Here is a 26,341-nt window from a genome sequence, read left to right on the forward strand (position 1 = left end):
CTAAGTTTCAACGCGGCCCGAGACGAAGGGGGAGCCGCTGGTGAGCGTGTCGACCAAGACCAAACCGGAGCAGGACACCGGGATCGGGTCTCTTGAGGTGCTCGCCGGGCTGCTCGTCGTCCTGGTCCTGCTGCGCGGGCATCTGGCCGGGCTGCTGTCCGGGGCGGGGCTGCAGACCTGGGCGACGGTGTTCGTGTCGGTGCTGGTGCAGGCGGTCCCGTTCCTGGTCTTCGGGGTGGTGCTGTCCGCGGTCATCGCGGTGTTCGTGCCGCGCAGCTTCTGGGCCCGGGCGCTGCCCAGCCACCCGGCCCTCGCGGTGCCGGCCGCCGGGATGGCCGGGGTCATCCTGCCCGGCTGCGAGTGCGGCAGCGTGCCGATCGCCGGGTCGCTGATCCGGCGCGGCGTGACCCCGGCGGCCGCGCTCGCGTTCCTGCTGGCGGCGCCGGCGATCAACCCGATCGTGCTGACCGCCACCGTGATCGCCTTCCCCGGGCAGCCGCAGATGGCGGTCGCCCGCGGGCTGGCCAGCCTGGTCGTCGCGGTCGCGATGGGCTGGCTGTGGCTGCGTCTCGGCAAGCCCGAGTGGATCCGGCTGCCACACCGGCCCGACCTGGACGACTCCTCCAAGGCGCGGGCGTTCTGGGCGGCCTGCCGGCACGACGTCATGCACGCCGGCGGTTTCCTGGTGCTCGGCGCGGCTGCGGCGGCCACCATCAACGTGGTGATCCCGGGCGCCTGGCTCCAGTCGCTCGCCGACAACCCGGTCGTCTCGGTGCTCGCCCTCGCGACCCTGGCCGTGCTGCTCTCCATCTGCTCCGAGGCCGACGCGTTCGTGGCCGCGTCGCTGTCCCAGTTCTCGCTCACCTCCCGGCTGGTGTTCCTGGTGGTCGGCCCGATGGTGGACCTGAAACTGATCTCCATGCAGACGGGTGTCTTCGGCCGCCGGTTCGCGATGCGGTTCGCTCCGGCCACCTTCGTCGCGGCGATCCTGCTCGGCAGCCTGTTCGGGGTGGTGCTGCTGTGAGCCGGATGACCCAGGCGGTGATCATGCTGCTGTTCGGCGGCGCGATCCTCAAGGCGACGATCACCGACACCTTCCTCCGATACGTGAAGGAAGGCCTGCGGCCTTTCCTGCTGCTCGCGGGCATCCTGCTGGTCGCGGCCGCCGTCATGACCATCTGGTACGACCTCCGCGCCGGCCGTGGCGCCCCGGAGCCCGCGCACGACGACGGCCACGGCCACGGTCACGACGATGACGGGCACGGGCATCATGAGCCGCGGGTCGGCTGGCTGCTGCTGCTCCCGGTGCTGGGGCTGCTGCTGGTGTCGCCGCCGGCGCTGGGGTCGTTCGCGGCGGGGCAGGCGGGCAGCGTCGGTCCGGCCGCCGCGTCGGACTATCCACCGCTGCCGGCCGGCGATCCGGTCGAGGTGAGCCTGCTCGACTACGCCTCCCGGGCGGTGTTCGACGCGGGCAAGAGCCTGGCCGGGCGCAACGTGCAGTTGACCGGCTTCATCACGCCGGGCCCGGACGGCAAGCCGATGCTGGCGCGGATGGTGCTGACCTGCTGCGCCGCTGACGGCCGGCCGATCAAAATCGGGCTGGCCGGCGCGCCGATCGACGCGCCCGCGGACGCCTGGGTCGAGGTGGTCGGCGTCTACAGCAGCCAGGTCGGCACCGACCCGGTGAACCAGGCCCAGGTCGCCTACTTCGACGTGAAATCCTGGCGGGAAATCGACGAGCCCAAACAACCCTACGCCTGACCAGGCGGCACCCGGGCCGAGCCGGCCGCGACAACAACCGCGGCGCCCCTGACGCCGCACGCCGCCCAGCGAGCGCAGCGTGGCCGTGGCCTTTGCGGTCTGGGCGCTGCGCGACGGCGCGGCAGTCGTGGCATCGCTGACGCCGCCCGCCGCGCAACCAGCGCAGCATGCCGCGGGTCTGCGGTGTGGCGCTGTCCGAGGGCGCGGCAGCTGTGGCATCGCTGATGCCGCACGCCGTCCAGCGAGCGCAGCGTGGCCGTGGGTCTGCGGTGTGGTGCTGTCCGAGGGCGCGGCAGCTGTGGCATCGCTGATGCCGCACGCCGCTCGGCGAGCGCAGCGTGGCCGCGGCCTTTGCGGTCTGGGCGCTGCCCGATGGCACGGCAGCCGTGGCTCCGCTGATGCCGCACGCCGTCCGGCGAGCGCGGCGTGGCCGTGGGTCTGCGGTGTGGGTGCTGCGTGACGGTGCGGCAGTCGTGGCATTGCTGATGCTGCACGCCGTTCGGCGGGCGCGGCGTGGCCGTGGGTCTGCGGTGTGGGTGCTTCGCGACGGTGCGGCAGTCGTGGCATCGCTGATGCCGCACGCCGCTTTGCGGTCTGGGTGCTGCCCGATCGCACGGCGGCCGTGGTGTCCGTGACTCCGCACGCCGCCCGACCGGCGCGACACGGCGGCAGGTCTGCGGTCTCGGCGCTGTCCGGCGGGCCGACGGCCGCGACTTCCCCGCGTACGCGGAGTCGTCCCCTCACAGCCGCGCCCTGGCCCAGGCATCGCCTGATCAGGTGTAGAGCTTTGCGGCCGGGTGGCGGTCAGGTTGTGGCTGTGCTGATGGGGTGGCTCGCTGGGAACGGGTAGCTCGGGATGGCCTGCGGGCTGGTCAGATGGTGCGCAGGTCCAGGGAGTTGCGGATGAAGGAGGACTGGTCGCCGGTGGACCACCAGAGGACGCCGGCGCGGTAGGCGATGTTTCCGGCGTCGGGGCTGATCAGGACGGTTTGACGGGTTTTCAGGTCGTGGATCAGTAGTTCCTGGTTGCCGCTCAGTTCGGACTGGGGGCCGATGCGGGCCAGTACCTCGAAGCGGTCCAGCACGGCCACGTCGGTGATCGCGGTGGCCACGGTTCCCTCGGCTACCTTGCGCCGGGCCGAGCCGTCCGGGTGGGACAGTTCCATCCGGGCGTATCCGTCCGTGTTCAGCGAGACCATCTGGCACCAGGCCGGGCTGCACGCGGTGACCGTGCGGTCCGCGGACGGCACCGCGATGCGCCGGCCGGTTGCCAGGTTGCGCAGGGTGGTGGCGCCGCGAGCCGAGGTCTGGCCGTCGACCGCCCACGGCCAGGCCGAGAGCGCCCAGGTGCCGGCCTCGCGGGTGATCGTGACCCGGCCGCCGGCCAGCGCGACCGACCGGAACTCGGTCTGGTCGCCGGGACCGCTCGCCACCCAGTGCACGGTGCCGTCCGCGATGACCAGGTCGTACTGCGAGTCGTAGAACTGCATGGCGCCCACGTCGGCGGTGAGCATCCGGGCGGGGTGCCGGAGTCCGCCGGTCCACAACTGCTGCTTGCCGTCGATGCTCTCCACCCAGACCAGCGCGTCCGCGGAACCGGTCAGCGCGGCGAACGGCGCCCGGTCCGCGGACGGCACCTTGCGCAGCTCACGCAGCGTGCCGTCGGCCTGGCGGAGCACCAGGCGCAGGGTGTGTCCGTCCTGGCTCTGCGCGGTTCCGGCCGACGTCTTCGCGTCCAGGAACAGGCCGGGGGAGTACTCGCTGCCGTCCGGCAACTTCGACGGCACGCTGCCCCGCTCCGCCTGCGGCCAGGTGGCGGCGAGGGCGAGAGGCTGCGGCTCGCCGGATCGTGCGGGCGCGCCGAACAGCAGCGCCCCGCCTGCGGCGAGCGCCACCCCGAGACCCACCAGCGTACGAAGTAGGCGTCCACGCTCCGGCACCCCGCGATGTTAGCCGGTGCCCCGGCCGGCGCCCGGCCGTGCGGTGGCCAGGGGCGCGTGGCAGCGGTCTTGAGACAGCGGCCTGGGCGGCGCTCGGTCGCGTTGAGCGAAGGCGGAGGGGTGGGCGGCGGCGCGGACGTCGGCTCGGGGATCGGCCGAGGCTGTGGGGCGCGGCGGGGCGGGAGGCTGGGTGGCACCGGGCTGCGGAGGGCTGGGGCGGTGGGGGCGTGCTGTCGGCGTACTGAAAGGGGGTTGATTGTGTTGTCGGGGGCTGGGGTGGGACATAATCGGCGGGGCTGTGGCTGGGGTGCGCGCCTAGGGTGGAGGTGAGCAGTCGTTGTTCAGCCCGTTGCCGGGGGGATGCCGATGGTTCCGATGCCTGGTGCGTTCGGCGCAGGACCGGGGGCCGTGTGATGCGGGCCCCGTGCGGAAGTCTGTCGCGGACCGGCGATGACCATGGTCGGTGAGGGTCATCGTGGGCGGGTGGCGCAGCTCGTGGCGGAGTTCGGTCCGGATGTCGGGCGGCTGTGCGACGCCTGCGTGGCCGGGCTGCCCGGGGTGGGCGGCGCGGGCATGGCGCTGATGACGACGCTGCCGGCTCAGCAGATTCGCTACGCCAGCGACGCGGTCAGTGCGGAGGTCGAGGATCTCCAGGTGGTGCTCGGTGAGGGGCCGTGCCGGGAGGCGTTCGACGGGCGGAGGCCGGTTCTGGTCGAGGATCTCGACGACCAGCTGTGGAGCAACCGCTGGCCGGTGTTCGCGCCGGCCGCGGTCAGTGCCGGCGCACGGGCGCTGTTCGCGCTGCCGCTCCAGGTCGGTGCGATCTGTCTCGGGGTGATCGACCTGTACCGGCCGGGGCCGGGCCGGCTGGCCGGTGACGACCTGGCCGAGGCGCTGGCCTTCGCCGACGCCGCCACCGAACTGCTGCTGGCCGAGCAACTGCCCGGCGGGCCGGGGTCCGGCGCCGACCCGCACGCCCACCGGGCCGTGGTGCACCAGGCCACCGGCATGATCAGCGCGCAGCTCCAGGTGCCCGTGCAGGCGGCGTTCCTGCGGCTACGGGCCCAGGCCTACGTGACCGAGCGCAACCTGGACGACGTCGCGGCCGACGTGGTCGCCCGGCGGCTGCGGTTCACCGAGACGGACAATGATGACGATCTCCACTGATCAGGACGACGGGGAGAAGGGGGCGGCAGTGAGCACGTCGCGAGGGCAGGGCTGGGCGCAGGCCTTCGTTGATCTCTCCGACACCCTGGTGGCCGAGTTCGACATCGTCGACTTCCTGCACGTGCTGGCCACTCGCTGCGTCGACCTGCTCAGCGTGCAGGCGGCCGGCATCATGATCGGTGACCAGCGCGGCGCGTTGCGGCTGATGGCGTCCTCCTCGGAACAGGCTCGCCTGCTCGAGTTGTTCGAGGTGGAGATGTCCGAGGGGCCGTGTGTCGACTGCTACCGGCTGGGCGCCGGGGTGGCCGACCCGGACCTCGCCAACCCGGATCCGCGCTGGCCGCGGTTCGCCGCCCGGGCCCGGCAGGCCGGATTCCGGGCCGCACACGCGGTACCGGTGCGGTTGAGAGACGAAAACATCGGGGTACTCAACCTGTTCTCCACCGATCCCGGCCTGCTGGATCCGGTCGACGCGCAGACCGCACGTGCCCTGGCGAACATCACCACGCTCGGCCTGCTGCAACACCGCGACGTCGAGTACCGGCAGGTCCTGGCCGAACAGGTGCAGCACGCGATGAACAGCAGGGTGGTCCTGGAACAGGCCAAGGGCGTGCTCGCCGAGTATCTCGGCCTGGACATGGCCACCGCGTTCGCCGAGCTGCGCCGGCTCGCCGCCCGGGTGGGGCAGCGGCTCAGCGACGTCGCGGCGGCGGTGACCGCGGGCGACTACGACGACCCGGCGAGCGGTGCCTGGGGGCAGGTGCGGATGCTGCTCATCCGCCGGTTCGACGGGGAGACCCTGGCCGCGCTGCGGAGCATGGTGCACACCGCCGTCGTCCGGCACGGCCTGCCGGAGGCGGACGCCGCGAAGTTCGTCCTGGCCGTGCACGAGGCGGTCGTGAACGCCGTGGTGCACGGCGGCGGCCTCGGCCAGTTCGTGCTGTGGCGGCATGCCGGGAACCTGTTCGCCGAGGTCAGCGACCAGGGGCCGGGCATCCCCGAGGACCGCCGCGGGATCCCGGAGCGGCCCGGCGGGGACGCCGCCACGGCCCGCGGTCTCTGGCTGATCAGGAGCGTGTGCGCGGACGTCGACATCGACACCGGCGACACCGGCACCCGGCTGTTGATGCGATACCCCATGGGCACCTCCGACCTGTCCGGGCCGCCGCCCGGGCGATAGGTCAGTCGCCCTTGACGTTCACCAGCTGGCGCAGGGTGTGCCGGATCTCGACCAGGTCGGCGGCGTCCCGCATGACCACGTCGATGGGCTTGTAGGCCTGCGGGATCTCGTCGAGGAAGGCGTCGGTGTCGCGGAACTCGATGCCCTTCATGGCGGTCCGGAGCTGCTCCCGGGTGAAGGTCTTGCGCGCCTTCGACCGGGAGTACGCCCGGCCGGCGCCGTGCGGCGACGAGTTCAGCGAGGTGGCGTCACCCTTGCCGGCCACCACGTAGGAGGCGTCGCCCATCGAGCCGGGGATCAGCCCTGGCCGGCCCTTCTCCGCGTTGATGGCGCCCTTGCGGGAGACCCAGACCTGCTTGCCGAAGTGGGTCTCCTGCTCGGTGTAGTTGTGGTGGCACTGCACCCGGTCGCGCTGCTCGACCGGCCCGCCGGCGAACTTGGCGAAGCACGCGATCACCCGGTCCATCATCTCGTCGCGGTTGGCCAGCGCGAAGTTCTGCGCCCAGCGCAGCTCGGCGAGGTACGCGGCGAACTCGTCGGTGCCCTCCTCCAGATAGGCCAGGTCACGGTCGGGCAGGGTGATACCGCGCCGGGTCATCAGCTCCTGGGCGACCCGGATGTGGTGGCTCGCGATCTTGTTGCCGACGCCACGGGAACCGGAGTGCAGGAACAGCCACACCCAGCCGTGCTCGTCGCGGCACACCTCGATGAAGTGGTTGCCGCTGCCCAGCGACCCGAGCTGGAGCTCCCAGTTGCGCGCGTAGTGCGCCGGGTCGAAGCCGGCCTGGGCGGTCAGCTGCTCGACCCGCTTGCGGGCCGAGTCGGTCAGCTTGGTGTTGTAGCCGCCGGCCGAGAGCGGGATGGCCCGCTCGATGGCGACCCGCAGGCTGCTGCGGTCCGGGCGCAGGTCCTCGACACGGTACTGGGTGCGGACGGCGGCCATGCCGCAGCCGATGTCGACGCCGACCGCCGCCGGGATGAGCGCGCCGAGTGTCGGGATCACCGAGCCGACGGTGGCGCCTTTGCCCAGGTGAGCGTCGGGCATCAGGGCGATGTGCGGGTGGATGAAGGGGAGCTGGGAGGCCTTCTCCGCCTGCTGGCGGGTCTCGTCCTCCAGGATGCTGGCCCAGTTGACGAGGCGTTCGTTGATCTTCTGCACGTGTGGCTCCTCCCGCGATCCAGGCGATCCTGCCACGACCCCCGCTCTCGGGACGTCCGATTTATTCGCGTACGCAAATCGGGTTTGTGGGGTTGGGCTGTTGTCCTGCTTATGGGTGCTATCTGGGGGACCTCATACTTTCGGCTGGCGGGACGTAGGCCGTGCGGTTAGGGTTTCGGGCATCGGTCAAACAGGGCGCCGAGACATCCGGGTGTGCAACAGGGCATCGGGTGCGTCTGCGGTGCCAGCGGAACCGGCATGTGGCGCCCCTCGCCCGAGGAGGGAGCGTCATGCGCTCGTCCACCGTTCCGTTCGCCGACCTCGACGATGCATCGCTGGAAGCGATGATGGCGACGCCGCGGGAGGACCCCTCCTGGCCGGCGGTGCGGGAGCGGGTGATCAGCGCGTGGCTGCCGATGGCGCGGCGGCTGGCCCGGCGGTACGCCAACCGCGGCGAAGACCTCGAAGATCTCACCCAGGTCGCCACGGTCGGCCTGCTCAAGGCGGTGGACGGCTTCGACCCGGAGCGCGGCGGCGAGTTCGCCGGATACGCCATCCCGACGGTGCTCGGCGAGCTGAAACGCCACTTCCGTGACCGCATGTGGAACATCCGGGTGCCGCGCCGGCTCCAGGAACTCAACATGGCGATCAACAGGGCGCGTGTTGACCTGGTGCAGAGGCTGGGCCGGGTGCCGACCGTCGCGGACATCGCCGGGCACCTGGGGATCAGCGAGGAGGACGTGATCGAGGGGCTGGAGGGTGCCTATGCCTACCGGCCGGCCTCGCTGTCCGCCCCGATCGGAACTGACGGTGACGGTGAACTGGGTGACTCGCTGGGCGGCGTCGACCCCGGTTACGAGCAGGCCGAGCTGCACCTGATGCTCGGTCCCGCGCTGGCCCGGCTGACCGAGCGCGAGCAGCACATCATCGCGCTGCGCTTCCATGGGAACCTCACCCAGGCCCAGATCGGCGAGCGGATCGGGGTGTCCCAGATGCACGTGTCACGGATCTTGTCGCAGGCCATCGTCAAATTGCGACAATCCATGAATTATCCGGCATAGAATGATATGGAGACGGCGCCGGACGTCACCGGCCTGGCTGGGCTGCCTCAGGAGAAGAGTCTGACCGCCAGGACGATGACGACGAAGGCGATGACGACCGCGTTGACGGCCCAGATGGCCCTGAAGCCGGCGGATTTCTGCTGGCCGGCCGGGCCGAGGGAGCCTTTGGCGAAGGTGATCGACGGGGCCATGTACTCCATGGCGACGCCCTGCTCCGGGATCACCACCTCGACAGCGGCCTTGCCGGCCTTGCGGGGGAAGACATACGGCACGTAGACCTCGACCTTGTGCGGGCCGGTGGGGACCTCGAAGGCGTACTGACCCCAGCTCGGCAGCTGGTGGTCGATGCCGTCGATGAACAGTTTCGGCTGGGTGAGGTCGTAGATGAAGCCGCCGGCCGGGCGGCGCATGGTGATCGACAGGACGGCCATCGGGCGCTCGCAAAGGGGTGACGGGACCGGAGTGCGAGCACTTTACGTGATTCGTTTGGCTCCCGCGTGCTCGGGTATGCGATGACGGCCGCACTCCCTTATTTGGAGGTTTGTCCGGATGGAATCCCGTACGCCCGCTGAAGTGATCAAGGATGCCGTCACGGCGGTGACCAGTGACAAGCACCCGGACGTGCCCGGCGCGCCCGGCAGCGGAACGCCGACGGTCGAGGAGCCGACCACTCCGGTGGAGCCGCTGCCGCCGAGCCCGGAGCAGGGACAGCCGGACACCCGTACCCCGACCGGCGCCGAGACCGGGACGCCGTCCACCGCGCACGGTCAGCAGGGCCCTTACCTGACCACGGCTCAGGGCGCCCGGCTGCGCGACACCGACCACTCGCTGAAGGCCGGCCCGCGCGGCCCGATCCTGCTCCAGGACCACCACTTCCGCGAGAAGATCACCCACTTCGACCACGAGCGGATCCCGGAGCGGGTGGTGCACGCGCGCGGCACCGGCGCGCACGGCGTGTTCACCAGTTACGGCACCGCGGCGAACCTGACCCGGGCCGGGTTCCTCAAGGAGAAGGGCAAGGAGACCGAGGTCTTCGTCCGCTTCTCCACCGTGCTCGGCTCGCGCGGCTCGGCCGACACGGTCCGGGACACCCGCGGGTTCGCCACCAAGTTCTACACCGACGAGGGCACGTTCGACCTGGTCGGCAACAACATGCCGGTCTTCTTCGTGCAGGACGCGATCAAGTTCCCGGACATCATCCACGCCGCGAAACCGCACCCGGACCGGGAGATCCCGCAGGCGCAGAGCGCGCACGACACGTTCTGGGACTTCGTCTCGCTGCACACCGAGGCACAGCACCACACCATCTGGAACATGTCGGACCGGGGCATCCCGCGCTCGTACCGGATGATGGAGGGCTTCGGCGTACACACGTTCCGGCTGGTCAACGACGCCGACGAGACCGTGCTGGTGAAGTTCCACTGGAAGCCGAAGCTCGGCGTGCACTCGCAGGTCTGGGAGGAGACCCAGCTGACCGGCGGGGTCGACCCGGACTTCCACCGGCGTGACCTCTACGACGCGATCGAGGCCGGCGCGTACCCCGAGTGGGAGCTGGGATTGCAGGTCTTCCCGGACACGCCGGACGAGACGTTCGCCGGGATCGACCTGCTCGACCCCACCAAACTGGTGCCGGAGGAACTCGCCCCGGTGCAGCGGGTCGGCAAGCTGGTGCTGAACCGGACCCCGACCAACTTCTTCGCCGAGGTCGAACAGGTCGCTTTCCACCTGGGAAACCTGGTGCCCGGCATCGACGTCACCAACGATCCGCTGTTGCAGGGGCGGCTCTTTTCGTACGTCGACACGCAGCTCACCCGGCTCGCCGGTCCGAACTTCCACCAGATTCCGATCAACCGGCCGCACGCGCCGGTCAACGACATGCTCCGGGACGGCTTCCACCAGCAGGCCGTCCATGCCGGAGTGGCGCCCTACCGGCCGAACTCGCTGGACGGCGGGAACCCGTTCACCAGCGACGACGGATTCGTCGACGTCCCGGTCCGGGTGGCCGAGGCTCCCAAGATCCGCGCGAACCCGGTGAGCTTCGGCGACCACTTCAGCCAGGTGCGGTTGTTCTGGCAGAGCATGTCGCCGGTGGAGAAGGAGCACATCGTCCGGGCGTACACCTTCGAGCTCGGCAAGGTCTACCACCAGCAGATCCGCGAGCGTCAGTTGCAGTGCCTGGCCAACATCGACCCGGTGCTCTGCGAGCAGGTGGCCACCGGGCTCGGCATGCCGGCGCCGCAGCCGGCCGGCGAACTGCCCGAGGTCGCGCCCAGCCCGGCGCTGTCCCAGGTCGGGGAGCAGTGGCCGAGCGACGGCCGGGTCATCGGCATCGTGGTCGACGACACCGATCTGGACGGGGTGGCCGAGATCCGGGAGGCGATCGCCGACGCCGGGATGGTGCCGCTGATCATCGCGCCGCACGGCGGCAAGGTCGGTGGGCTGACCGTTCAGCGGACCTTCGGCACCGCGCGCTCCGTGGAGTACGACGCGCTGCTGCTGGCCGCCGCGCCGGTGCCCGCCCCGGACGCGATCCCGGCCCGGGACGAGAAGGCCGGGGCGCCGCGCAACGCTGCCGTCGACCCGCGGGTCAACCTGCTGGTCGACGAGTGCTGGCGGCACGCCAAGGCGATCGGCGCCTGGGGCCCGGGCGCCGAGTTCCTGAGCCGGGTCGGCCTGGCCGGGACACCGGGCGTGGTCACGCACGACACGGCGACCGGCGTGCTGGCCGCCGTGCAGCAGTTGATGGCCACGCACCGGGTCTGGGACCGGTTCCCGGCGACGATCGGCTGACCCGTTTATCGACGGCCGTTGCGGGAATCACCCCGGCGATGACGAAACGGTTGCGGCGCAGCGTACTGAAGAAGCCTGGTCTCAGCCGGCGGCGGTCCGGGCGCGGGTTTCGCTACCTGGACCCGGACGGGGTTGCGGTGACGGATCCGGAGACGCTGCGCCGGATCAAGGAGCTGGTCATCCCGCCGGCCTGGGAGGACGTCTGGATCTGCCCGGACCCGCGCGGGCACATCCAGGCGACCGGGCTCGACGCGGCCGGGCGCAAGCAGTACCGCTACCACGAGGACTGGCGCACGGCCCGCGACGAGGCGAAGTTCGATCGGGTGCGGGAGGTCGCCGGCCGCCTGCCGAAGATCCGCGACCGGTTGTGCGAGGACCTGACGACCGGTCGCGGGCTGACCCGGGATCGGGTCCTCGCCGCCATCGTCCGACTGCTCGACCTGGGCATGTTCCGGGTCGGCGGGGACGCCTCGGCGAGCCGGGAGGAGGACCCGTCCTACGGGCTGTCGACGTTGCGTCCCGATCACGTCCTCCGGCGCCGCGGCGAGCTGATGCTGAAATTCCCGGGTAAGTCGGGCGTCGAGCACTCGCGGGTGGTCGAGGACGGGGAGGTCGCCCAGGTGCTCGACGCGCTCAAGCGTCGCCGGCGTGGGCAGGAGCGGCTGTTCGCCTACTGGAACCCGTCCACGCGGACCTGGCAGGAGATCCGCGCCGACGCGGTCAACGACTACCTGCGGGAGATCAGCGGCGCCCCGATGACCGCGAAGGACTTCCGCACCTGGCACGGCACCGTGACGGCCGCCGCGGAACTCGCCGAGGCGGGCCCGCAACCCACGAAGACCAAGCGCCGCAAGGTCGTCGCGCGGGCCATGCGCGAGGTCGCCGACAAACTCGGCAACACTCCGGCGGTGGCCCGGGCGTCGTACGTCGACCCGCGCCTGCTGGAGCGGTACGAGAAGGGCGAGGCGCCCCGCCGCGGCGACGAGCGCGAGGTCCGCCGCCTACTCGGCGACTCGGCCACGTCCTGACCGCCGGCGATCGGCGTGGATGGTGGCGATGATCCGCCGGGTCTCGGCGCGCAGCGTGTGCGCGCGGTCGACCAGGAACCGGGACGTCGCCACCAGCTCCGCCGGCCCGGAGGCCGCGGCCTCGGCCTCGGTGAGCATCTCGTGGGTACCGGTGCCGTCCAGGACCCGGACTACCACCGGGCGTGCGTTGCGCACGTACAGGCTGCCGCGATGCGCGGCGGCGAGGCTCTGGCAGCGGACCAGGACATTGACCGTGGTGGCGTCGAGGAAGGTCACCCGGCCCAGGTCGACGACGATGGTGTGACGACCGGCGGCCAGCGCCGCGCACACGGCGGTCTGGATCAGGTCGGCGTTGTCCCGGTCGAACTCGCCGCTGGCGATCAGGCAGAAGACACCACGGGCAGACGGTCCGTGGGTGCGGATCCGGGCGGCGGGCGGGTCGGCGTTCACCATGATCGCTTCCGTCGGTGCGAGTTTCCCGTGGCACCACCATCCTGAGCGTGGCAACCGCGCTCCGGCCATTACCCGAAGCGAACATCCGGCTGTGAACTGTGCAGGGAACGAAGTCGGCGGGATCGGTCGGACTTTCTCATCCCGGGCCCCGGTCAGCCGATGAGATCTTCGTGACACATCCGCCGGTCGTCCCGCCCTGGCGGTTGACGCGCACCCTCGCGGCCGCCGGCGGGCTGGTCGGCTTGGCGGCGATCTGGTTCTGCATCGGCCTGATCCACCCCACCCCGCCGGTGGTCGGCTGGCTGCCGCTGCTGGTCGCGGTGCCGGTCGCGGCCGTTACCTCCTGGCGTGCCGCCGGCCTCGGCCGCGGCATGTGGCGCTATGCCTCGGTCGGCATCACCCTGATCGGTCTGGCCGCCGGGGGCAACGCCTACGACTACTTCAGCGGCAACCAGCAGGGTCAGCACATCAGCGGTGCCACCGCGGCGGTCTACATCGCCGGCCTGGTCGCCTTCCTGGCCGGCCTGATGCGCATCCCGGGTGCCCGCCGGGCCCGGATCGAGTGGATCCGGTTCGGCCTGGACATCGCCACCGTGCTGGTCACCGTGCTGACCTTCTGCTGGCACCTGATCTATCCCCGCTGGGAGAGCTGGATCAGCGACAGCGTGGGCGGTGCGATCACCGTGCTGATCGTGCTGGCGGCCGGCGTCATCTGTGTCTTCGCCTTCGTCAAGGTGGCCTTCACCGGCACCGGGCCGATCGACCGGCGTGCGTTGCACCTGCTCGCGCTGACCGGCGCGGTCGGGGCCGGCGGTGGGTCGCTGGCGCCGCTGCTCGCCGACAAGCCCTACCTGAACACCGCGCACGTGCTGCTGCCGTCCACCTGCCTGTGCCTGTGCTTCGCCGCCGACCGGCAGTTGCGGGCCACCCGGGCCGGCATGCCGCAGCCCCGCCCGGTGACCCGCCGGCTGAGCGTCATGCCTTATGCGGCGGTCCTGGCCACCGGCGGCCTGCTGCTGTTCAGCGCGGTCACCCACTCCGCCGACCTGGTGGTCATCGCGATCGGGTCGGTCAGCGTGACGGTCCTGGTGGCGCTGCGGCAGGCGGTCGCGCTGCGGGACAACGCGCTGCTGCTCGACGACCTCGACGCCCGGCAGCGGGAACTGGCCCACCAGGCCACCCACGACGGGCTGACCGGCCTGCCGAACCGCACCGTGCTGGTCCACGAGATCACCGGCGCGCTGGCCGACGACCCACGCGCGGTCAGCGTGGTGCTCATCGACCTGGACGACTTCAAGGAGATCAACGACGACCTCGGGCACGCCGTCGGCGACGCGCTGCTGGTCGCGGTCGCCGAGCGGATCGGCGCCGAGCTGCCACCGGACGCCGTGCTCGCCCGGCTCGGCGGCGACGAGTACGCGCTGCTGCTGCGCTCCGGCGACCACGCCGCGACGCTCGGCGCGATCGCCGCCCAGCTCCGCCGGCCGGTGCACGCCGCCGGCCACGAGCTGGTCGTCGAGGCCAGCGTCGGGCTCGCCCCGGCCCGCGCCGGGGAGACCGCCGACGAGTTGCTGCGCCGCGCCGACGTGGCGATGTACGAAGCCAAGGGGCAGGGCAAGGGCCGGCAGGTCAGTTACACCGCCGAGATGGACCAGCGCACCGCCGAGCAGTCCCGGCTCGCCGCCGACCTGCGCACCGCGCTCGACACCGACCAGCTCTACCTGCTCTACCAGCCGATCGTGGCGATGCCCGGCGGTGAGCTCTACGGCGTCGAGGCGCTGGTCCGCTGGACCCATCCGGAACGCGGCCCGGTCGGCCCCGGCGTCTTCATCCCGGCCGCCGAACGCACCGGGCTGATCGTCCCGCTCGGCTCGTGGATCCTCCAGGAGGCGTGCCGGCAGGCGGCCGACTGGCTCGCCACGCTCCAGGACGACGCGCCGCGGACCGTCACGGTCAACGTCTCGGCTCGCCAGTTGCGGGAGGCCGGGTTCGCCGAGGAGGTGGAGGCGGTGCTGCGGCGTACCGGGCTGCCGCCGCACGTGCTGACCGTGGAGGTGACCGAGACCGCGGTGTTCGACGGCGGCACGGCGCTGACCGAGTTGCGGGCTATCGCCGAGCTCGGGGTCAACATCGCGCTCGACGACTTCGGCACCGGGCACTCGTCGCTCGGCCTGCTGCGCACCTGCCCGGCCGACATCCTCAAGGTGGACAAGTCGTTCGTCGACGACATCACCGAGGGCGGGCAGAACGCGGTCGTGGTGGCCGCGCTGATCGGCATCTGCGACGGGCTGCACCTGCGGGCGGTGGCCGAGGGCGTGGAGACCGCGGAGCAGGCGGCCGAGCTGTACCGGCTCGGGTACCGCTACGCGCAGGGCTACCACTACGCCCGGCCGCTGCCGGCGGCCGAGATCGAGGCCCGATCCCGGTGCGGCGTCGCGGCTTGACCCGACATTTTTCGGTACGTCCACCGCCCGTTTGCCTGACCTCCGTAACATCTGCGCGCCCTGGATCTCGCGTCACCCCTGGGAGCGTCCCCATCACCGTGCTCGCGCCACCGCGCCCCACCAAGATCACGACGTTCGGGTCGATCGGCCCGGTCGGTCCGGTCGCCCTGGCCGTGGCGGCCCTCGCGGGCTGGCGGCTGACCGGGCCCGCGCTCTGGGCCGATGAACTGGCCACCTGGGGCGCGGTGCGACTGTCCTGGTCGCAGTTGTGGCAGTTGTCCGGGGCGGTCGACGCGGTGGTGACGCCGTACTACGCGGCGATGAAAGTGTGGACGGCCGTGGCTGGGACCGGGACCGTCGCGCTGCGGCTGCCGTCGGCACTCGCGATCGTCGGGACCACGATCCTGGTGGCGGTCATCGGGCGCCGGGTGGGCGGGGACCGGGCCGGGCTGCTCGGCGGGCTGCTGTTCGCCGCGGTGCCGGCGGTGTCCCGCTACGCGCAGGAGGCCCGCCCGTACGCGATCGTCATGTTCTTCGCGGCCCTGGCCCTCTGGTGTCTTCTTCGGATCATCGAGCGGCCGTCCGTCGGCGGTGCGGTCGGCTATGCGGCGGCGGTCGCGGCGGCCGGGCTCGCGCATCCACTCGGCGGCCTGCTGATGGTGGCCGGGCACGCTCTGACGGCCCGGCGGCTGCGCTGGTGGTGGGCGGTGCCCGCAGCGGTCGGCTGTGTACCCGCACTGCTCCTCGCAGTGGCGGGAGCCAGGCAGAACGCGCAGGTCTCCTGGATCACCCTGGCCGACGTCAACAGTTGGCAGGGGCTGCCGCAGAACGTGTTCGCGTCCGCGGCGGTCGGCGGCATCGTCATCGTCCTCGCGGTGCTCGGCACCCGGCGGGAGCCCGCGTTCCTGGCTCTTGCGGGGGCGGCTTTCGTCCCGCCGGTGCTGCTGTTGCTGACCGGAACTGTCCATCCGATCTGGGTCGGGCGCTACGTGCTGATCGCGGTGGCGCCGATGGCCGTGCTGGCCGCCGTCGGCGCGTTGCGGGCCGGTCAGGCGCAGGCGATCGCGGCGGTGGCGGTGACCCTGCTGGTCTCCTTCCCGGTTCAGCTGGAGTTGCGCGAGCCGGCCGGGCATGCCGAGGACTCGACGCGGATCGCGCAGGTGATCGGGCCCCGTTATCGGGACGGGGACGTGGCGGTCTTTCCGGACACGCACCCGAGCATCCCGTGGGCGGCGCGCGACATCTATCAGCGGTATCTGCCCGCGCCGCGGCCCCCGGACGTGCTCGCGGTCGCGCCGCAGCGCACCGGCGGCCGTCTGCTGGCCCGGGAGTGCCCAGCCGCGGCCTGCCTCGGTGATCCGCCGCGCATCTGGGTGATCCGGGTCGACGACGCCGGCGACCCGCTCAAGGACATGGCGCCGGGGAAGCGCCAGCGGATCAGCCGGGGTTACCGGCCGGTCGGGACCTGGAAGTACCCGCTCCTCACCATCACCCTGCTGGAGCGCAGAAGCTGAACCGCGCGCCGGATCGGTGGAACTGGCTGGTCAGAGGCGCGTTGCGGTGCGGACCATGGCGGCGAGGGCGCGGGATCGGCTGTGCGGGGGCCACGCGATGACGGTGGTGACCAGCGGGGCGTCGAGGACCGGGATGGCGGACAGGCCGTCGTGCAACTGGGCGCGAGCGGACTCCGGGACGACGACGCAGACGCGGCCGAGCGAGACGAGCTGGAGCAGCTGCGTCTGGTCGCGGATCTGGGGGCCGGGGCCGTCCGGATAGGTGCCGTCCGGGCACGGCCAGCGGGGGAGCGGCAGACCCGGCAGGTCTTCGAGGTCGGCCATCCGCACGTGGTCCCGGACGGTCAGCGGATGCCCGCTCGGCAGGATCGCCACCTGACCCTCGGTGCCCAGCTCCTCGATGTCGAAACCGGCCGTGGAGTCGAACGGGCGGTGCAGCAGCGCAACGTCGGCCCGGCCGTCACGCAGGAGCCGCTCCTGCTCGGCGACACCGCAGAGCACCACGTCGACCGGGACCGCGTCCGGCTCGCTCGCATAGGCGTCCAGCAGCTTGGCGAGCAGCTCACTGGACGCGCCTGCCTTGGCGACCAGGACCAGCCCCGGCCCCGCCGACGCGGCCCGGCGGGTGCGCCGCTCGGCCGCCTCGACCGCGTCGAGCACCGCCCGCGCCTCGCGCAGCAGCACCGCGCCGGCCTCGGTGAGTGTCGCCCCACGGCTGGTGCGCTCCAGCAACTCGACGCCGAGCCGCCGCTCCAGCTGGCTGATCGCCCGGGACAGCGGTGGCTGCGCCATCCCCAGCCGCTGAGCGGCCCGGCCGAAGTGCGCCTCCTCGGCGACCGCGACGAAATACCGCAGCTCCCGCGTCTCCATGCGGCAAGGCTAGCGCCGATACCTTGCGGGTATCGAGGGCGACCTGATCGGTGTTGGAGCTCCGGTCCGGACGCGGACAGGATCGGTGACATGAGCGAACGAACGATTGCGCTGGTCACCGGCGCGAACAAGGGCATCGGCTACGAGATCGCGGCGGGCCTCGGTGCCCTCGGTGCGACCGTGGGCGTCGGCGCCCGCGACCCGGAACGCCGGGAAACCGCCGTGGCGAAACTGCGGGCGGCCGGGGTGGACGCGTTCGGCGTGCCGCTCGACGTGACCGACGATGCCAGCGTGAGCGCGGCCGCCGGGCTGATCGAGGAACGGTTCGGCCGCCTGGACGTGCTGGTCAACAACGCGGGGATCACCGGCGGCAGGCCGCAGGAGCCGACCCTGGTCGCCCCGGAGACCATCCGGGCGGTGGTGGAGACGAACGTCATCGGCGTCATCCGGGTCACCAACGCCCTGCTGCCGCTGCTGCGCCGGTCCGCGTCCCCGCGGATCGTCAACATGTCCAGCACGGTCGGGTCGCTGACCCGGCAGAGCGTCCCGGGATCGGAGGTCGGGCCGATCTCCGCGGCATACTCGCCGTCGAAGACGTTCCTGAACGCGGTGACGATCCAGTACGCGAAGGAACTCGCGGAGACGAACATCCTGATCAACATGGCCTGCCCGGGCTACTGCGCCACCGATCTGAACGGCTTCCGTGGGTATCGCACGCCGGAGCAGGGCGCCGCCACGGCGATCCGGCTCGCGACGCTTCCCGACGACGGCCCCACCGGCGCCTTCTTCGACGACGACGGCCCCATCCCCTGGTAATCCGCCGTTCGGCGGCGCGTGTCCGGCCGGTCCGGGGCCGGCTGTTCCGTGCTCGGCCGTTCTGCGGACGGCCGGGCGCGGCCGGTGGACTCGCGCGCCCGCCGGATGGTGTTCGGCAGTTGGCGGGTCAGCTGCCGAAGTGGATCGGGTTCACCAAGTCGGCATAGGCCAGCAGGGCAGCCATCGCGACCATGACCAGGGCGGCGGCCGAGGTCAACGGGATGGTCCTGGCGACGTCGACCGGGCGGTCCAGGCGGCGTCCGAAGAGCCGGCCGACGCCGCGCTTGAGTCCCTCGAGCAGCGCCGCGGCGATGTGGCCGCCGTCAAGAGGGAGAAGCGGGACCAGGTTGAAGATGCCCATCGCGATGTTGAACGAGGCGAGCAGCTGCAGCATGATCACCACGCGGTCGGTGACCGGCAGGTCGGCCGCGGCCACGTCGCCGCCCAGCCGGGTCGCACCGACCACACCGATCGGACTCTCCACCGAGCGAGGCGCGTCGCTGAACGCGGCCCGCCAGATCCCGGCCATCCGCTCCGGTAGTCGGAAGACGCTCGTCGCGACCTCCCGGCTCACGGTGCCGGCCAGCCCGGCCACCTCGGCGGGGCTCATCCGCTGCCGGGCGAACGTGGGTTGGACCCCCAGGAACCCGACGCTCTGCGCATCCCGCTCGACGCTGGCCAAGGTCAACGGCACGCTGAGGGTCGCGCCGTCCCGCTCGACCGTCAGCATGATCCGGTGGCCTCCGTCGGTGCGGATCCGATCGGTGAGCTCCGTCCAGGACCGGATCGGCGCACCGTCGTAGGAGACGATCCGATCGCCCGGCCGCAGCCCGGCCACGGCCGCCGGAGTGACCTGGACCGTCGGATCGCAGGCGCTGCGCCCCGCAGCAGCCGGCAGGACGCACGCCTGCACCTGCTGGACGACCGGCTGAGCGGTGGTGATGCCGATGCCGGTCAGAGCGACGGAGAGGAAGACGAAGCCGAGCACGACGTTCATCCCCGGCCCGCCTCCCATGATGATCACCCGTTGCCACCAGGGCCGCTGGTAGAACAGCCGGCCCTGGTCGCCCGGCCCGACCTCCTCCCAGGCGGCCTCACGGGCGCCGTCGATCATCGAGCGGAGGGGTCCGGTGGACCACTGGCGCACCTTGCCGGGCGGGGTGCCGGGCGACGGCGGCAGCATCCCGATCATCCGGATGTAGCCGCCGACCGGAATCCACTTGATGCCGAACTCGGTCTCACCTCGCCGCCGGGACCAGGCGGTCGGTCCGAAGCCGACCATCCACTGGGTCACCTTCACCCCGAACCGGCGGGCCGGCACGAAGTGGCCGACCTCGTGCAGCGCGATCGACAGCATCAACCCGAGCAGGAAGATGACGGCACCGAGACCCCAGATCATGCGGAACCCTCCCTCTGTCGGCCCGAAGTCTAGGTGCCTCCGTCCGACAAAACGGCCCACCGCATTCGAGTACCGGGTCAGACGCGGGTGGGCAGTGGCCCGCCGTTGTAGGCGACCGCGTCCGAGAACGCGGCGATCAGATCCAGCTCCGTGCCCTGGTGGTCGGCGTAGTACCGGTGCAGGTTGAGCACGATCCGCTCGGCGTCCGCCCACCCGGCGAACTCGCCCAGGTCCACCGTGCGGGCCGCTTCCAGCGGGGACAGACCCTGCTCGACCCCATGCGCGCCGGCGCGCAGAACCAGCCCGTAGTACCGCCTGTGCTCCTCCAGCACCCGCTCGATCTCGGCACCGCTCAGGATCGGACCGTGCCCCGGGACCAGCACCTCCGGCCCGAACCCGGCCAGCCAGTCGACCGCGGCCAGCGCCCCCGGCACCGAACCCATGAAGACCAGTGGCGTCAGCCCGGCGAAGACCAGGTCACCGGAGAACAGCACCCGATCGTCCGGCACCCAGGCGATCAGGTCGCCGGTGGTGTGCGCCGGACCACCCGGGTGCCGCAGCTCGACCCGCTTGTCACCAAGGTGCACGGTCAGCGCGTCGGTGATCGTGACATCCGGCAGGCGCCGCTCCACGTCACCCCAGTCCGGCACCGGGCTCCAGAACGGCGGGCAGCCGTCGATGATCGGGTCGACCCGCAGGCCCTCGCGCATCTTCTCCTGGCCGATCAGCGTGGTCGTGCTCGGAAGTAGGCTGTTTCCGTACGTGTGGTCGCCGTGCTGATGTGTGTTGACCGCCAGCTTCGGCGCCTGGCCGGTGGTATCGGCCAGCGTGTCCAGGAACCGCCGCGCCCGGGTGGCGGTGGCGCACGTGTCGACCACGAGCTGCCCCGCCGCCGTGGTGATCGCGCCCGCGTTGTTCAGCCACCACGATCCGTCCGGCTGCACCCAGGCGTGAATGCCGGGCCGTACCTCGACCAGTTCCGCCTGCTTCGCCACGTCTTCGCTCATGGCGCGAGGCTATCGCCCGATCATCGACCGCGAGCGCGGAGCCACGACGGACAGTTGCCGCTCCGACGCCGTGCGGTGTCACTGTTGAGTTGTCAATGAACAAAGGGGTCCGGTCAGCCCGCCGTCAGAACAGCAGCGTCCTCAGTGCGGCGGGATGCCTGGCGGCATAGCTCAGCAGGCCGATCGTGCTGCTCACGATCCGTTCCTTCACCCACGCCGCCGGGCGGCCGGTCAGCACCAGATCCCGCGGCCGATCGTCGGTGTGCAGCACCTGCACGAGCCCGTCGGACCGGCCGAGGCTCATGCAGACCAGCACATACTTCAGGCGGAACGGTGGGGCTGCGGCACCGCGGGCCTCTTGCAGGATGGTGCCGGCGGCGTGTGCCCCGGTCGGCATGGCGGTCGCACAGGCCATCCGCCATCCGGCCCCGGCGTCCCCGGCCACCACGATCTCTGGATGGGAGACCGACCGCAGCGCCGCGTCGACCCGGACTCGGCCGTGCTCATCGAGCGCCAGCCCGGCCTCGGCGGCCAGTCCGGTGGTCGGCGTCATGGCCGCTGACCAGAGCACGGCATCGGCGTCGACCTCGTCCGGATCCTCCACGGGTGCGTCCTCCTGGACCCTGACGCCCAGACGATCGAGCGTCGACCGCAGATGCCTGCGGGCCGGCTCGGAAAGGGTGGCGGCCAAGCTGCCGGCGGTGAGCAGCCGGATCTCACAGTCCGGGTGCGCCTCGCCGAGCTCGGTGGCCATCTCGATGCCGGTCAGCCCGCCACCGACGACCGCAAGCCGTCCGTTCCGCTTGCCGCTGCGCCCGGCCATGCGGGTGGCGAGGTCGGCGGCGGTCTCCGCGCTGTACACCCGTGTCGTGCCGGTGCCGGCCGTGGCGGGGACGAGCGCGGGAACCTTGGTCCGGCTGCCCAGGGCGTAGACGAGGCGGTCATATCCGAGGTCGAGGTGCTGCCCGTCGTTCGTCTCGACCTCGACCCGGCCGCCGGCCGTATCGAGCCGGGCCGCTCGGCCCGTGACATGCCGGATCCCGGTACCGGCCAGAATCTTCTCGTACGGGTGGACCGCTCCGGCCTGCCCGGCGGCGACCTGGTGCAGCCGGACACGTTCGACGAACCGCTCACGCGGCTCGACCAGGGTCACCCGGTGCTGCGGTGCGAGGCGGAGGGCGGCAGCGAGACCGGCGTAGCCGCCGCCCAGGACCACGATTTCGGTACGCGCATGTGCTGTCATGCCCATCAGACACCGCCCCTGTCCGGCGTGTGACGGTGACCTGGGTCACTCCGGCCGGCGGTCTTCGCCCCGGATCTGCGGGCACTGAGCGCGCTCGGCGTCGATCCGGCCGCTTTCACCGCGGCCGACCGAGGAACTCGGGTGGTGGCGGGCAGCATCGGCAACCTCGACGCCGCGTCGCCGGACGGGCCCCGGTACACCGCGAAGCCGTCGCCGACGATGAAGGTTGTCCCTACCACGGGACGCCGCTGTAGTCCTCGCGGGTCATCGCATACAGGTACATGTCGCGCCAGCGGCCCTCACGGAACTGCACCGCCCGGAGCAGGCCCTCCCGCACGAAACCGATGCGGCTCAGGGCCCGCTGCTCCGGGTCGTTCTCCACATCGGTGTGCGCCTCGACCCTGTGGACCGGCGACGTGTCGAACAGGTAGCGCGTCAGCTGTGCCTGACCCTCGGTCCCGATTCCTCTGCGGCGGTGTTCCGGCAGGATCTGCACGCCGATGTTCCAGCAGCTCGGGGTGGGGGTGCCGTAGTGGACCCGGCGCCAGGAGACGGTGCCGGTCGCGGTGCCCTCGGCCCACACGATCAGGCAGCCGCCGTCGGCGCTGATCAGTCCGTCCTCGGTCAGGCGCCGCCTGGTCCCGGCCAAATTGCGGAAGCCGGACCAGTTGAAGATACCGCCGGCGTCCGGCTCGACCGACTGTCTCTCGAAGATCCAGAGTTCGCCCTCGCTCGCGGGTTTCAGCGTGACGTTCTGTTGATCCATGTGGGTCAACCTACCGAGAAAGGGATGCGGTGGCCGTGGTGGTCAACGCCGTGCCGGCTCGCCAGAAATTCGCGGGTTGCGCCGCCCAGCCGTCGATGACGTACCTGACCGGCCGTCGCGCCGTGCCCGAGGAAGGGCGGCGTGCTGCGCGACTCGACAGTGCTTTGAATACATTTTTCTCAGCGCCAGGGCGGCGGCGGAAATCATGGGGAATATCTGGTACCCGCTCTATTTGCCATGACCGCGACAACCGCGGGAATGGCCAGCGCCCTGGCAATCTCCAGAGACGTCGCCCAGGGCGTGACGGACCGATTCCGCTCGATGCCGCCGGCCCGCTCCGCGATGACGTTCGGGTGGACCGCGGCGCCTGCTGATCGCGGGGCAGGTCCGGATCGGGATGCCCGAACGGCAGGCTCCGCACACCCCGCCCGCTGGGAACGGTGTGCCCGATCCGCACGCCGGTGACCGCCGCCCGGCAGTCGGCAACCGAACCGTGTCGAGCCCGCGGCTCGCTGGCAACCTGGCGCCATCAACACCCGCTCCCTGAAAAAACGCCGGTGAAAACCGCGCTGAACAGCAAATCATTTTGGTTGTCCAGGTGCCCTTCCGCCTGGCAGGATCCTGGTTATGGGTCGCATTTCTGAACGCATTTCCAGCATTGCCGAATCAGCCACCATGGCCGTCGACGCGAAGGCGAAGGCGCTGCGTGCCGCCGGTCGCCCGGTGATCGGATTCGGGGCCGGCGAGCCCGATTTCCCCACCCCGGACTACATCGTGGAGGCCGCCGTGCGGGCCTGCCGCGAGCCGTGGACCCACAAGTACACCCCGGCCGGCGGCCTCCCCAAGCTCCGCGAGGCGATCGCCGGCCTGCACGGTGTCGCGCCGTCCCAGGTGGCCGTCACCAACGGCGCCAAGCAGGGCGTCTACCAGGCCTTCGCCACCCTCCTCGACCCGGGCGACGAGGTGCTGATCCCGGCCCCGTTCTGGACCACCTACCCGGAGGGCGTGCTGCTGGCCGGTGGCGTGCCGGTCCCGGTCGCCACCGACGAGTCCACCGGCTTCCTGGTCACCGCCGCGCAGCTGGAGGCGGCCCGCACGCCCCGCACCAAGGTGCTGCTGATGTGCTCGCCGTCCAACCCGACCGGCGCCGTCTACCCGCGAGCGGCCCTCGAGGAGATCGGCAAGTGGGCCGTCGCCAACGATCTGATGGTCGTCACCGACGAGATCTACCAGCACCTGGTCTACGGCGACGCCGAGTTCCACTCGCTGCCGGCCGTCGTTCCGGAGCTGGCCGACCGCACCCTGATCCTCAACGGCGTCTCGAAGACCTTCGCCATGACCGGCTGGCGGGTCGGCTGGATGGCCGGCCCCGCCGACCTGATCAACGCGGCCCTCAACCTTCAGTCCCACCTCACGTCGAACGTGTGCAACGTGGCCCAGGCCGCCGCCCTCGCCGCGGTCACCGGCGACCTGTCCGCGGTCGCCGAGATGCGCGTCGCCTTCGACCGCCGCCGCCGGACCATCGTCCGCATGCTCAACGAGATCCCGGGCGTGGTCTGCCCCGAGCCGGAGGGCGCCTTCTACGTCTTCCCGTCGGTGCAGGATCTGCTGGACCGCCCGATCCGTGGGCGCCGCCCGGCCAGTTCCGCCGAGCTGGCCGAGATCATCCTCGACGAGGCCGAGGTGGCCGTCGTCCCCGGGGAGGCCTTCGGCACCCCGGGATATCTGCGCTTTTCGTACGCCCTCAGCGACGCCGACCTGGTCGAGGGCATCACCCGCATCACCACCCTGGTCAACGAATCCGCCTGACCGGGCGCGCTCCGGGCGTACGAAAAAATCGGCCCACGCACCGTGAGTGCGTGGGCCGACCGTCAGCGCTTCTTCTTGCGGTCCTTGTCGGAGGCGATGTCCTCGGCATAGGTCGCCCCGCCGTCCGACTCCCTGGTCAGTGGCCGGGCGCCGCCCTCGGGCGGCCCGGCCAGTGATTGCTCACCGGCCGCCAGGTGCGGGAATTTCAGGTCGAAGGCCGGCCGTTCGGAGCGGATCCGCGGCATGGTGTCGAAGTTCCGCAGCGGCGGCGGCGTGGTCGTCGCCCATTCCAGCGAGTTCCCGTGTCCCCACGGATCGGGGTCGGTGACGACCGTGCCGACCTTGTACGACTTCCACACGTTGTAGAGGAACGGCAGCGTCGCGGCGCCGAGAATGAACGATCCGATCGACGACAGCGTGTTCAGGCCGGTGAATCCGTCGGTCGGCAGATAGTCCGCGTAACGCCGCGGCATGCCCCGCGTACCCAGCCAGTGCTGCACCAGGAACGTCATGTGGAAGCCGATGAACGTGAGCCAGAAGTGCAGTTTCCCGAGGCGCTCGTCGAGCATCCGGCCGAACATCTTGGGGAACCAGAAATAGATGCCGGAGAACACCGCGAACACGATCGTGCCGAACAGCACGTAGTGGAAGTGCGCCACCACGAAATACGAGTCGGAGACGTGGAAGTCCAGCGGCGGGGAGGCCAGCAGAACGCCGGTCAGGCCGCCGAACAGGAAGGTGACCAGGAAGCCGATCGCCCACAGCATCGGGGTCTCGAAACTGACCTGGCCGCGCCACATGGTGCCGATCCAGGTGAAGAACTTCATGCCGGTCGGCACGCCGATCATGAAGGTGAGGAAGCTGAAGAACGGCAGCAGCACCTGGCCGGTGGCGTACATGTGGTGGGCCCAGACGCTCATCGACAGGGCGGCGATCCCGATGGTGGCCGCGACCAGGCCCTTGTAGCCGAACAGCGGCTTGCGGCTGAAGACCGGGATGACCTCGGTGATGATGCCGAAGAACGGCAACGCGATGATGTAGACCTCGGGATGGCCGAAGAACCAGAACAGGTGCTGCCAGAGCATCGGCCCGCCGGTATCCACGTCGAACACGTGCGCGCCGACCACCCGGTCCGCGGCCAGGGCGAACAGCGACGCCGCCAGGAACGGGAAGACCAGGATCACCAGCAGGCTGGTGACCAGCATGTTCCACGTCATGATCGGCATACGGAACATGGTCATGCCCGGGGCGCGCAGGGTCAGGATCGTGGTGATCAGGTTGACCGCGCCGAGGATCGAGCCGAGACCGCTGATGGCCAGGCCGACCACCCAGGCGTTGCCGCCGATGCCCGGCGAGTGCAGCGAGTCGCTCAGCGGGGTGTAGGCGAACCAGCCGAAGTCGGCGGCGCCGCCCGGCATCACGAACCCGCCCATCGCGATCAGCGTGCCGAACAGGTACAGCCAGTAGGCGAACGCGTTCAGCCGCGGGAACGCCACGTCCGGCGCGCCGATCTGGATCGGCACCACGTAGTTGGCGAACGCGAAGACGATCGGGGTGGCGAAGAACAGCAGCATGGCCGTGCCGTGCATGGTGAACAGCTGGTTGAACTGCTCCGGGGAGAGGATCTGCATCCCGGGCCGGGCCAGCTCGGCGCGCATCAGCAGGGCCATGATCCCGCCGACCATGTAGAAGATGATCGAGGTGACCATGTAGTTGATGCCGATCTGCTTGGCATCGGTGGTGCGCAGGATCCGGGCCAGCGCGGATCCTCTCACCTGCCGGCGGACCGGATGTGGCCGGACAGGGGTCGGCCTCGCGGCGACGGTGGTCATCCAGCCTCCTCGGCTGCACATACGGAGAACTAATGCTCACCCTCTGTTATAGGCTTCTAGCGCGTTAATTCGTGCCAGATCAGCTATTCCTCTTTTATCCGG

General features: G+C 71.0%; 21 protein-coding genes. 11 read left to right on the top strand and 10 right to left on the bottom strand.

Annotated features, from left to right (window positions below; translation table 11 throughout):
• Nucleotides 1-40 precede the first annotated feature (40 nt).
• A complete protein-coding gene (locus Aiant_RS37830) occupies nucleotides 41-1,024 on the top strand; it encodes a permease (RefSeq protein ID WP_189331466.1) in 984 nt (327 codons plus the stop codon).
• A gap of 5 nt (nucleotides 1,025-1,029) precedes the next feature.
• On the top strand, nucleotides 1,030-1,761 hold the full coding sequence (locus tag Aiant_RS37835; RefSeq protein WP_425322730.1) for a TIGR03943 family putative permease subunit: 732 nt from the start codon (nucleotides 1,030-1,032) through the stop codon (nucleotides 1,759-1,761).
• 872 nt (nucleotides 1,762-2,633) lie between these two features.
• On the opposite strand, the gene Aiant_RS37840 is transcribed toward Aiant_RS37835, so the two are convergent.
• The gene (locus Aiant_RS37840) at nucleotides 2,634-3,701 is read right to left on the bottom strand and encodes a hypothetical protein (protein ID WP_229830222.1); all 1,068 of its coding nucleotides are present in this window, start codon (nucleotides 3,699-3,701) and stop codon (nucleotides 2,634-2,636) included.
• A gap of 483 nt (nucleotides 3,702-4,184) precedes the next feature.
• Between Aiant_RS37840 and Aiant_RS37845 the strand changes: the two genes are divergently transcribed.
• Both Aiant_RS37845 and Aiant_RS37850 read left to right on the top strand, forming a co-directional pair.
• Nucleotides 4,185-4,868 (top strand): GAF and ANTAR domain-containing protein, encoded by a 684-nt coding sequence (locus Aiant_RS37845; RefSeq protein ID WP_212846649.1) that lies wholly within the window; start codon nucleotides 4,185-4,187, stop codon nucleotides 4,866-4,868.
• A 28-nt stretch (nucleotides 4,869-4,896) separates the two neighbouring features.
• A complete protein-coding gene (locus Aiant_RS37850) occupies nucleotides 4,897-6,048 on the top strand; it encodes an ATP-binding protein (protein ID WP_212846653.1) in 1,152 nt (383 codons plus the stop codon).
• A gap of 1 nt (nucleotide 6,049) precedes the next feature.
• Here the strand turns inward: Aiant_RS37850 and Aiant_RS37855 are convergent, their stop codons facing one another.
• Complete coding sequence (locus tag Aiant_RS37855) at nucleotides 6,050-7,207, bottom strand: RtcB family protein (RefSeq protein ID WP_189331463.1); 1,158 nt, start codon at nucleotides 7,205-7,207, stop codon at nucleotides 6,050-6,052.
• 290 nt (nucleotides 7,208-7,497) lie between these two features.
• On the opposite strand from Aiant_RS37855, the gene Aiant_RS37860 reads away from it, so the two are divergent.
• A complete protein-coding gene (locus Aiant_RS37860) occupies nucleotides 7,498-8,268 on the top strand; it encodes a SigB/SigF/SigG family RNA polymerase sigma factor (RefSeq protein ID WP_189331462.1) in 771 nt (256 codons plus the stop codon).
• A gap of 47 nt (nucleotides 8,269-8,315) precedes the next feature.
• Here Aiant_RS37860 and Aiant_RS37865 read toward each other — a convergent pair whose 3' ends face one another.
• The gene (locus Aiant_RS37865) at nucleotides 8,316-8,699 is read right to left on the bottom strand and encodes a hypothetical protein (RefSeq protein ID WP_189331461.1); all 384 of its coding nucleotides are present in this window, start codon (nucleotides 8,697-8,699) and stop codon (nucleotides 8,316-8,318) included.
• A 118-nt stretch (nucleotides 8,700-8,817) separates the two neighbouring features.
• Between Aiant_RS37865 and Aiant_RS37870 the strand changes: the two genes are divergently transcribed.
• Both Aiant_RS37870 and Aiant_RS37875 read left to right on the top strand, forming a co-directional pair.
• On the top strand, nucleotides 8,818-11,058 hold the full coding sequence (locus tag Aiant_RS37870; RefSeq protein ID WP_189331460.1) for a catalase: 2,241 nt from the start codon (nucleotides 8,818-8,820) through the stop codon (nucleotides 11,056-11,058).
• Nucleotides 11,059-11,096: 38 nt separating this feature from the next.
• A complete protein-coding gene (locus tag Aiant_RS37875) occupies nucleotides 11,097-12,086 on the top strand; it encodes a DNA topoisomerase IB (RefSeq protein WP_189331459.1) in 990 nt (329 codons plus the stop codon).
• Here Aiant_RS37875 and Aiant_RS37880 read toward each other — a convergent pair.
• Nucleotides 12,060-12,539, bottom strand: coding sequence for an STAS domain-containing protein (locus tag Aiant_RS37880; RefSeq protein WP_189331458.1), 480 nt, complete (start codon nucleotides 12,537-12,539; stop codon nucleotides 12,060-12,062). The two genes, Aiant_RS37875 and Aiant_RS37880, sit on opposite strands and share 27 nt — an antisense overlap.
• Nucleotides 12,540-12,709: 170 nt before the next feature.
• On the opposite strand from Aiant_RS37880, the gene Aiant_RS37885 reads away from it, so the two are divergent.
• Both Aiant_RS37885 and Aiant_RS37890 read left to right on the top strand, forming a co-directional pair.
• Nucleotides 12,710-14,983 (top strand): putative bifunctional diguanylate cyclase/phosphodiesterase, encoded by a 2,274-nt coding sequence (locus tag Aiant_RS37885; RefSeq protein WP_189331457.1) that lies wholly within the window; start codon nucleotides 12,710-12,712, stop codon nucleotides 14,981-14,983.
• A 98-nt stretch (nucleotides 14,984-15,081) separates the two neighbouring features.
• The gene (locus tag Aiant_RS37890; protein ID WP_189331456.1) at nucleotides 15,082-16,497 is read left to right on the top strand and encodes a glycosyltransferase family 39 protein; all 1,416 of its coding nucleotides are present in this window, start codon (nucleotides 15,082-15,084) and stop codon (nucleotides 16,495-16,497) included.
• A 30-nt stretch (nucleotides 16,498-16,527) separates the two neighbouring features.
• On the opposite strand, the gene Aiant_RS37895 is transcribed toward Aiant_RS37890, so the two are convergent.
• The gene (locus Aiant_RS37895) at nucleotides 16,528-17,367 is read right to left on the bottom strand and encodes a LysR family transcriptional regulator (protein WP_189331455.1); all 840 of its coding nucleotides are present in this window, start codon (nucleotides 17,365-17,367) and stop codon (nucleotides 16,528-16,530) included.
• A gap of 90 nt (nucleotides 17,368-17,457) precedes the next feature.
• Here Aiant_RS37895 and Aiant_RS37900 point away from each other — a divergent pair, with 90 nt between their 5' ends.
• Nucleotides 17,458-18,183 carry an SDR family oxidoreductase gene (locus Aiant_RS37900; RefSeq protein ID WP_189331454.1) on the top strand — a complete coding sequence of 242 codons (726 nt, stop codon included), beginning with the start codon at nucleotides 17,458-17,460 and terminating at the stop codon, nucleotides 18,181-18,183.
• A gap of 127 nt (nucleotides 18,184-18,310) precedes the next feature.
• On the opposite strand, the gene Aiant_RS37905 is transcribed toward Aiant_RS37900, so the two are convergent.
• From Aiant_RS37905 to Aiant_RS37920, 4 genes are all read right to left on the bottom strand, one after another.
• The gene (locus Aiant_RS37905) at nucleotides 18,311-19,582 is read right to left on the bottom strand and encodes a M50 family metallopeptidase (protein WP_189331453.1); all 1,272 of its coding nucleotides are present in this window, start codon (nucleotides 19,580-19,582) and stop codon (nucleotides 18,311-18,313) included.
• 77 nt (nucleotides 19,583-19,659) lie between these two features.
• A complete protein-coding gene (locus tag Aiant_RS37910) occupies nucleotides 19,660-20,589 on the bottom strand; it encodes an MBL fold metallo-hydrolase (protein ID WP_189331452.1) in 930 nt (309 codons plus the stop codon).
• A gap of 124 nt (nucleotides 20,590-20,713) precedes the next feature.
• Nucleotides 20,714-21,832, bottom strand: coding sequence for an NAD(P)/FAD-dependent oxidoreductase (locus Aiant_RS37915; RefSeq protein WP_189331451.1), 1,119 nt, complete (start codon nucleotides 21,830-21,832; stop codon nucleotides 20,714-20,716).
• A gap of 232 nt (nucleotides 21,833-22,064) precedes the next feature.
• Entirely contained in the window at nucleotides 22,065-22,598 is a 534-nt protein-coding gene (locus tag Aiant_RS37920) for a GNAT family N-acetyltransferase (RefSeq protein WP_189331450.1), read from the bottom strand.
• Between the two features lie 675 nt (nucleotides 22,599-23,273).
• Between Aiant_RS37920 and Aiant_RS37925 the strand changes: the two genes are divergently transcribed.
• Nucleotides 23,274-24,407, top strand: a complete 1,134-nt coding sequence (locus Aiant_RS37925; protein ID WP_229830220.1) for a pyridoxal phosphate-dependent aminotransferase — start codon at nucleotides 23,274-23,276, stop codon at nucleotides 24,405-24,407.
• 62 nt (nucleotides 24,408-24,469) lie between these two features.
• On the opposite strand, the gene ctaD is transcribed toward Aiant_RS37925, so the two are convergent.
• Nucleotides 24,470-26,239 carry an aa3-type cytochrome oxidase subunit I gene (gene ctaD / locus Aiant_RS37930; protein WP_189331448.1) on the bottom strand — a complete coding sequence of 590 codons (1,770 nt, stop codon included), beginning with the start codon at nucleotides 26,237-26,239 and terminating at the stop codon, nucleotides 24,470-24,472.
• Nucleotides 26,240-26,341 lie beyond the last annotated feature (102 nt).

Origin of the sequence: Actinoplanes ianthinogenes, assembly GCF_018324205.1 — a bacterium.
In the GTDB taxonomy this organism is placed as follows: Bacteria; Actinomycetota; Actinomycetes; order Mycobacteriales; family Micromonosporaceae; genus Actinoplanes; species Actinoplanes ianthinogenes.